Here is a 7,011-nt window from a genome sequence, read left to right as displayed (position 1 = left end):
CCACTGCAACGACTACGACTACAACGACTGCTACAAGCCGCGCCGCCGTCGCCGCCACCACAAGAAGCGTGACTACTGCTGGGACTACGGCTACTGAGCCGAACCCGATAACGCAGCAACCGGCCGGGAAGCCCCAACGGGCTCCCCGGCCGTTTCATGCCCTGCGGCATCAGTGCCCCGGCAGGTAGCAAATCCTCGAATACCGCATCGCGTCACCGCCGACTGAGCGGTATGCACGGAGGTATGGTTCGCGCGCGCTCAGTGAGCGACGCTCGTAGTGGCGCGATCCTGTCGCTACCCGGTAGGCAGGATCGCGCCCTCTTCCCAAGGTCGCCGGCCCCGTCGTTCCAATCGGAGCGACGGAGCCGGTGGGTTGCGATTCGGTTGCCGACCTAGGCGAGTTGCCTGCGCCCGGACCGCACGGAGCGATCCCGTAGCACCGCAGGGCGACCCCTCGCCTCCGGGCGCTCTGCTGCCAATCATCAGGGCATGAGCTCTCATTTCACGATCAACGGGTTATCCAGCCTCGACTCCAGCGAAAGCTCGGCCACGCGCCTCGGCTGGCAGATCGCGCAGCGGGTCCAGTACATCGTCAATCAGGTGGCACGCCAGAAGGCCGGTGCGCCCGCGGACGAAATCGCGCTCGAACTCCACGGCCGATTGCGGCGCATGGGCGTCGTCCCGAATATGCGGGAACTCAACGCGTACGCGGACCATATCGCCGCACTACCACCGGGCAGTAAACCGACCTGACAAAACCCTGGAGTCCCGGGAGCAGAGCTCCCGGGACTCGCTCAGTGCTCCGGCTCGGACGACGTGCGGCCCTCCTTGGCCAGCGCGCTCACCGCGTCGCCTAGCACCTGGTTGACCGCGTTCTCCATCGCCATCGCGAGCATCGCGTCGACGCTCTTGCGTGCCAGCGGCCGCAACCGCTGCACCAGCGCGGCCGCCGCAGCCGGATCGTCGATCTCGGCGTGATCGTCGGTCGGGCCGATCGCGGCGTCCCCGATCTCGCCCGGCGACAGGCTCGGCGTGATCGTCGCCTTGACCAGCGAGACGTACCGCTCGGCCACCCGCTCGATGTCGTGCATGCTGTCCTCGGCGACCTTCATGACCACCGACAGCGGGTAACCCGCCTGGACCAGCTGCACGGCGATGTCCAGCAGCTGTGGGCTGGCCACCCGGAACCGCGTGCCGTCTGGCCGCAGCATGCCGGACGCGATCGCCCGGTCCAGCGACCCGCGTTCCTCCTGCTTGCCGAACATCCGCTGCAGGTCACCGGCCGAGATCACGGTCTGCGGCTCTTCGCTCCACGGGCTGGTCAGCGCCGCTTCCAGTCCGAGCACGTCCGCCAGGTCGCGACCGCGCTCCCAGGCCGAGATCAGCTCGCCGATGTGCGCGAGCGAGTAGCCGCGGTCGAGCAGCCTGGCGATCAGGCGGAGCCGAGCCAGATGAGCCTCGCTGTACCACCCGACGCGTCCGCGGCGCATCGGCGGCGGCAGGATGCGGCGCTCCTGATAGAGCCGGATGTTGCGCACCGGAATACCCGACTCGCGGGCCAGGTCGTTGATCCGGTACTCGCCTGCCTGCTCGCTGTCTGGTCGGCTGGCCATGCCCGGAACTCCCCTTTCGTCCAGCGCCCGTCTGTGTTGTCACGTGCGGAGCGAGAGCTGGTGCCCAGCGAATTCCGCAAGACGGTGCGGACTGCACCGTCCGTGTCCGCCTACGGAGTATTCCACCTTCAGTTGTTGTAACGATCCCGAGGTGCGCACCCTGGACGATCGGGGCTGTTCTACGCCAGTGCGGCGGCGGTCCCGGCGGCGCGCGTCGCGTCGTCACCGCGCGCGCCCGACAACGGACGCCGATCGGCGAGCCAGCTGGTCAGCAGCCCGGGACGACCCAGGCCGTACCCCTGCCCGTAGTCCACGCCGATCTCCCGCAGCACGGCGAGCGTCTCGTCGTCCTCGACGAACTCGGCCACCGTCCGCAGACCCATCTCGTGGCCGATCTGGTTGACCGCGGCGACCATCGTGCGGTCGACCGGGTCATGGGTGATCGTCTGGACGAACCGTCCGTCGATCTTCAAGAAGTCGACCGGCAGATTCTTGAGATAGGCGAACGACGACAGGCCGCTGCCGAAGTCGTCCAGCGCGAACCGGCAGCCGGTGCTGCGCAGCTCGGTGATGAACCGGCGCGCGACCCGCAGGTTGGTGATCGCGACGGTCTCGGTGATCTCGAAGCAGAGCAGGCTGGGTGCCAGCCGGTGCTCGGCCAGCTGGGCGTGGACGAACGCCAAGAACGCCTCGTCTCCGATCGACGGGCCGGCCAGGTTGATCGTGTAGAGGTCGTCGTTCGTCGGCGTATCGGGCGGGTAGTGCGCGGCGAGGAGCGACATCGCCTTGGCGACCACCCGGCGGTCGAGCGCGGGCAGCAGGTCGTACCGCTCGGCGGCGGGGAAGAACAGCCCGGGCGAGATCAGCGCGCCGTCGGACTCGCACAGCCGGACCAGGATCTCCCCGATACGGCCGGTCTCTTCCTCCGTCGGCGTGGTGGGCACGATCGGCTGGTAGACCAGCTCGATCCGGTCCTCGTGCAGGGCGTCCAGCAGCGCCCCCGCCCAGATCGAATCGCTTTGCCTGCGGTTGAGCTCGGCGTCGCCCTGGTGGTGAACGTGCACCCGGCCGCGGCCGGCCTCCTTCGCCGTGTACAGCGCGGCGTCGGCCAGTTGCAGGGCCTCCTCCACGTACTCGACCTGCCCGAACAGGGGCAGCACGCCGATGCTGGCGCCGGCCGAGAACGTCCGGTCGTCGGTCCGGAAGCGGTACGCGGTGAGCGCGGCGCAGGCCGTTTCGGCCATCGCCACTGCGTCTTCCACGGTCGGACGCTCGATCAGCAGCCCGAACTCATCACCACCGAGCCTGGCCAGCGTGTCCTCGGGGGCGAGCACATCGCTGAGCACCCAGCAGACCTCGACCAGCAGCTGGTCTCCGGCGGGGTGCCCGCAGGTGTCGTTCACGATCTTGAAGCGGTCCAGGTCGAGGACGCAGACGACGGTGGCGTCCGAATCTTCGACCCGAGTCAGCACGTCGGTGATCCGGTTCTCGAACTCCCGCCGGTTCAGTGCCCCGGTCAACGGGTCGTGGCTGACCTCGTACTCCAGCTGCCTGGTCAGCTGGCGAGTGGATTGTTCGGCGCGGTCGGTCATCCGCCAGTTGGCGACCGCGGCGACGGCGGCGCCGGCGACGTAACCCGCGTGGATGAGCGCGTACTTGACCGGGTCGTGCACGGCAGCCGAGTGGCCGTAGACGTCGCCGGGCGTCAACAGCCCGACGATCGCGTGTTCGAACAACACGAAGCCGATGGCCAGCAGGAACGTCAGCCAGTCCTGGTACAGCGTGATCACGAACAGCATCACGAAGAAGTGGAAGTGCGCCTCGGTCATGCCGTGCGAGAACGACACGACGACCGCCGACGACGCCATCACGCCGAGCGTCGCAGCCCCGGCGCGCACCCGCTGGCTCAGGTGGTCCGCGGCGGCGATCGCGGCGTGCAGCGCCAGCGGTGACACCGACAGCAGGCATCGCGTCAGGCTGTACCCCTGGACGAGACCGTAGACCGGCAGCACGACGACGTGGGCGATCAGCAGCCCGAGGATCGCCCGGTGCCGGGACGCCCACGTCGGATCGCCTGGCGGACGACCCCGGGGGAGCTTCTGCCAGAAGCTACGGCCAAACCAGGTCAGCACATTTCTGACATCGGCGTAGAACAAGGGTGTGTGAGTCGTTGTCCGAGGGGATCAGAACGGGAGGATCTACTCAGCCCCGGAATGCCGCGTGGCCGGTGAGTGCCTGACCGAGCACGAGAGTGTGCATCTCCACCGTGCCCTCGTACGTGAGCACCGATTCGAGGTTCGCCGCGTGCCGGATCACCGGGTACTCCAGCGAGATGCCGTTCGCGCCGAGGATCGTCCGGGCGGTCCGGCAGATCTCCAATGCCTCGCGGACGTTGTTGAGCTTGCCGACGCTCACCTGCTCGGGTCGCAGCCGTTCGGCGTCCTTCCGGCGGCCGAGGTGCAGTGCGAGCAGCTGGCCTTTCGCCAGCTCGACGGCCATGTCGGCGAGCTTCTGCTGGGTCAGCTGGAACGCCGCGATCGGCTTGCCGAACTGCTCCCGGTTCTTCGCGTAGGCGAGCGCTGATTCGAACGCCGACCGGGCGGCGCCCATCGCGCCCCAGACGATGCCGTAGCGGGCCTCGTTCAGGCAGGACAGCGGCCCCTTCAGCCCGCGGACGCCGGGCAGCACCGCGTCCTCCGGCAGCCGGACGCCGTCCAGCACCAGCTCGCTGGTGACCGAGGCGCGCAGCGACAGCTTGTGGGTGATCTCCGGCGCCGAGAAGCCGGGCGCATCGGTGGGGACGACGAACCCGCGGACGCCGTCGTCGGTCTGCGCCCAGACCACCGCGACGTCGGCGACCGAGCCGTTCGTGATCCACATCTTGCGGCCGTCGAGCACCCAGTCGCCGCCGTCCTTGCGCGCGCGGGTGCGCATGCCTGCCGGGTCGGAACCGTGGTCGGGCTCGGTCAGTCCGAAGCAGCCGAGCGACTCGCCGGCGGCCATCGACGGCAGCCAGCGCTCCTTCTGCTCCTCGCTGCCGAACTTCCAGATCGCGTACATCGCCAGCGACCCCTGCACCGAGACGAGCGACCGCAGCCCGGAGTCGGCCGCTTCCAGCTCCAGGCAGGCGAGCCCGTACTCGACCGCGCTCATGCCCGCGCAGCCGTAGCCGGTCAGGTGCATGCCGAGAACGCCCAGGTCACCGAACTCCTTGGCCAACTCACGCGCCGGGATGTGGCCGGTCTCGAACCAGTCGGCGATGTGCGGGGCGACGACGGCCTCGCACCGCGTCCGAACCGCTTCCCGGATCGCCTTCTCGTCCTCGGTCAACAGGTCGTCGATGCCGATGGGGTCGGACGGATCGAACGGCGGCGTCATCACGGCTCCCGGGTGTGCGGTGCGGGATACATGCGTACCGCAGAACGCCCCGCACTGTGCATGGAGTTGTGCCTTCTGTGGCATTCGACGCGTTCTGTGGGACGGCTGTGAAACCTGATGTCCACAGATTCAGCAGAGGCACTTTCATGCCACGGCCAGCCCCGCCGGGGGTTCACCGAGGGCGTCATCCACAGCTGTGCACAGGCGTTATCCACAGCTGGGGACGAAGTTCTCCACAGGCTGTGGATTATGTGGATAACTCAGATATCCACAACCGTGCGTGTGGATGCACTGCGTCGGGCGGCGTCCAGGATCGTCAGGACGCGGACGGCGTCCCGGGGATCGACCGGCATCGGAGCCCCCGAGGTGAGCGCCGTCAGCACGCCCTCGTAGAACCGCGTCCACTCGCCGGTGAGCGTCCGGTAAGGCCGGGCGGCGTCCCCCGCACCGACCGTGCCCCACTCGGCGGCCGGCCGCTCGCCAAAGTGCGGCGACCCGGGCTTCCGCCCAGCTCGCAGCGCCTCCTCCTGCGGGTCCATGCCCCAGGTGACATAGGCTCCGGCGTCGCCGAGCAGCCGGAACCGCGGCGCCAGCTGTCCCGCGAGCGCGGAGGCCCAGAGGTGGCTGTGCACACCGGACGCGTGGGTCAGCGCCAGGAAGACGTCGTCCTCCACCGACGCGCCCGAGCGCCGGGTATCGATCTCCGCGTAGACCGACCGCACCGGGCCGAGCAGCACCAACGCCTGGTCGACGAGGTGCGTGCCGAGGTCCAGCAGGATGCCGCCCGCGTCGGCCGCGTTCTCCTTCCACGCACCGGCTGCCACCGCCGGACGCCACCGGTCGAACCGGCTCTCCAGCCGCAGCGGATGCCCGATCGCCCCCGCCTGGATGAGCCGTCGCATTGTGCGGAAGTCGCCGTCCCAGCGTCGGTTCTGGTAGACGGTGAGCGGGACGCGCGCAGCCTCGGCCTGCCTGACCAGGGCCTTCGCCTCCCCGGCGCTGCTCGCGAGCGGCTTGTCGACGACAGCGGGCAGCCGGGCTTCCACGGCGGCCTTGGCGAGCGGCACGTGGGTGCCGTTCGGGGTTGCGATGACCACCAGGTCGTACGACTGCCGATCGGCCCACACCTCACCCGGATCGGCGAGCACCATGGCGTCCGGAAAATCACGGTGCACCTGATCGCGGCGGGTGGGGTTGGAGGTGACAACGGCGGTCAACACGAGACCGTCGACGGCCGCGATCAGCGGCGCATGGAAGTGAGCACCCGCGGTGCCGTACCCGAGCAGCGCGACCCGCAGTTGGTCGGCCATCAGTACTCCCGCGGCTCACCGTCGTCGATGATCTCGACGGCGGTGCTCTCCGGGGCCAGCTTCGTCATGTTCTGGTAGTACATCGCCGGGAACGCGGCCGCCTTCTCGTGGATCGGGATCGCGATCCGGGGTGCTACCGCGCGCAGGTAGTCGACGGCCTCCCAGAGCTTCAGCCAGGGCGCCGCGGTCGGCACACCGAGGAGCTCCACCGGCCGGTCCGGCACGGTGAGCGCGTCACCGGGGTGGAAGAAGCGGCCGCCGAGGAGGTAGCCGACGTTGGGGATGACCGGGATGTCCGGGTGGATCACCGCGTGGTCGACGCCGATCGCCTCGATGCTCAGGCCGTTGTGGTCGAAGGCTGCGCCGGCCGCGACGCCCTCGGCGCGGATTCCCTTGTCCGTGAGGATCCCGGCGCTGGCCTGATCGGTGTGGATGACGAGGTCCGGGTTGGCGTCGAGGAGTCCGGGCAGCCGGTCGAGGTCGAGGTGATCGGGGTGCTGGTGGGTGACCAGGACCGCGGTCACGTCCCGGAGGTTCTCCCAACCCGGCGAGAACACGCCGGGGTCGATCAGCACCCGGGCGTCCGCCTCCTCGACGAGAAGGCACGCATGGCCGAACTTCTGGAACCGCATCGACACGTCCTCTCCGGGTGGTTCCTCTACTCCTATCCCATCCCGGTGTGTTTACGCGGTGCGGCCGGTCGACCGAAG

General features: G+C 69.0%; 6 protein-coding genes. 1 reads left to right on the top strand and 5 read right to left on the bottom strand.

What is annotated here, in order from left to right:
- The first annotated feature begins 489 nt into the window (after nucleotides 1-489).
- Entirely contained in the window at nucleotides 490-753 is a 264-nt protein-coding gene (locus BUB75_RS45955; RefSeq protein WP_143175786.1) for a hypothetical protein, read from the top strand.
- 41 nt (nucleotides 754-794) lie between these two features.
- Here BUB75_RS45955 and BUB75_RS42715 read toward each other — a convergent pair whose 3' ends face one another.
- The 5 genes from BUB75_RS42715 to BUB75_RS42695 all read right to left on the bottom strand — a co-directional run bounded on the left by BUB75_RS42715 (nucleotide 795) and on the right by BUB75_RS42695 (nucleotide 6,933).
- On the bottom strand, nucleotides 795-1,613 hold the full coding sequence (locus BUB75_RS42715) for a MerR family transcriptional regulator (RefSeq protein WP_073266387.1): 819 nt from the start codon (nucleotides 1,611-1,613) through the stop codon (nucleotides 795-797).
- A 179-nt stretch (nucleotides 1,614-1,792) separates the two neighbouring features.
- Entirely contained in the window at nucleotides 1,793-3,745 is a 1,953-nt protein-coding gene (locus tag BUB75_RS42710) for a putative bifunctional diguanylate cyclase/phosphodiesterase (RefSeq protein ID WP_073266385.1), read from the bottom strand.
- A 70-nt stretch (nucleotides 3,746-3,815) separates the two neighbouring features.
- On the bottom strand, nucleotides 3,816-4,991 hold the full coding sequence (locus BUB75_RS42705; protein ID WP_073266383.1) for an acyl-CoA dehydrogenase family protein: 1,176 nt from the start codon (nucleotides 4,989-4,991) through the stop codon (nucleotides 3,816-3,818).
- Between the two features lie 260 nt (nucleotides 4,992-5,251).
- Complete coding sequence (locus BUB75_RS42700; protein WP_073266381.1) at nucleotides 5,252-6,301, bottom strand: Gfo/Idh/MocA family protein; 1,050 nt, start codon at nucleotides 6,299-6,301, stop codon at nucleotides 5,252-5,254.
- Complete coding sequence (locus BUB75_RS42695; RefSeq protein WP_073266397.1) at nucleotides 6,301-6,933, bottom strand: MBL fold metallo-hydrolase; 633 nt, start codon at nucleotides 6,931-6,933, stop codon at nucleotides 6,301-6,303. The genes BUB75_RS42700 and BUB75_RS42695 overlap by 1 nt, the downstream gene beginning before the upstream one ends.
- Between the last annotated feature and the right edge of the window lie 78 nt (nucleotides 6,934-7,011).

Origin of the sequence: Cryptosporangium aurantiacum, assembly GCF_900143005.1 — a bacterium.
In the GTDB taxonomy this organism is placed as follows: Bacteria; Actinomycetota; Actinomycetes; order Mycobacteriales; family Cryptosporangiaceae; genus Cryptosporangium; species Cryptosporangium aurantiacum.
The sequence above is the reverse complement of the archived record's forward strand: the minus strand, read 5'-3'. Positions and strand labels throughout refer to the sequence as shown.

Bases quoted from the DNA above. Each gene is read 5' to 3' on its own strand.
- BUB75_RS42695 (WP_073266397.1), bottom strand. From the start codon at position 6,933: ATGCGGTTCCAGAAGTTCGGCCATGCGTGCCTTCTCGTCGAGGAGGCG.
- BUB75_RS42715 (WP_073266387.1), bottom strand. From the start codon at position 1,613: ATGGCCAGCCGACCAGACAGCGAGCAGGCAGGCGAGTACCGGATCAAC.
- BUB75_RS42705 (WP_073266383.1), bottom strand. From the start codon at position 4,991: ATGACGCCGCCGTTCGATCCGTCCGACCCCATCGGCATCGACGACCTG.
- BUB75_RS45955 (WP_143175786.1), top strand. From the start codon at position 490: ATGAGCTCTCATTTCACGATCAACGGGTTATCCAGCCTCGACTCCAGC.
- BUB75_RS42700 (WP_073266381.1), bottom strand. From the start codon at position 6,301: ATGGCCGACCAACTGCGGGTCGCGCTGCTCGGGTACGGCACCGCGGGT.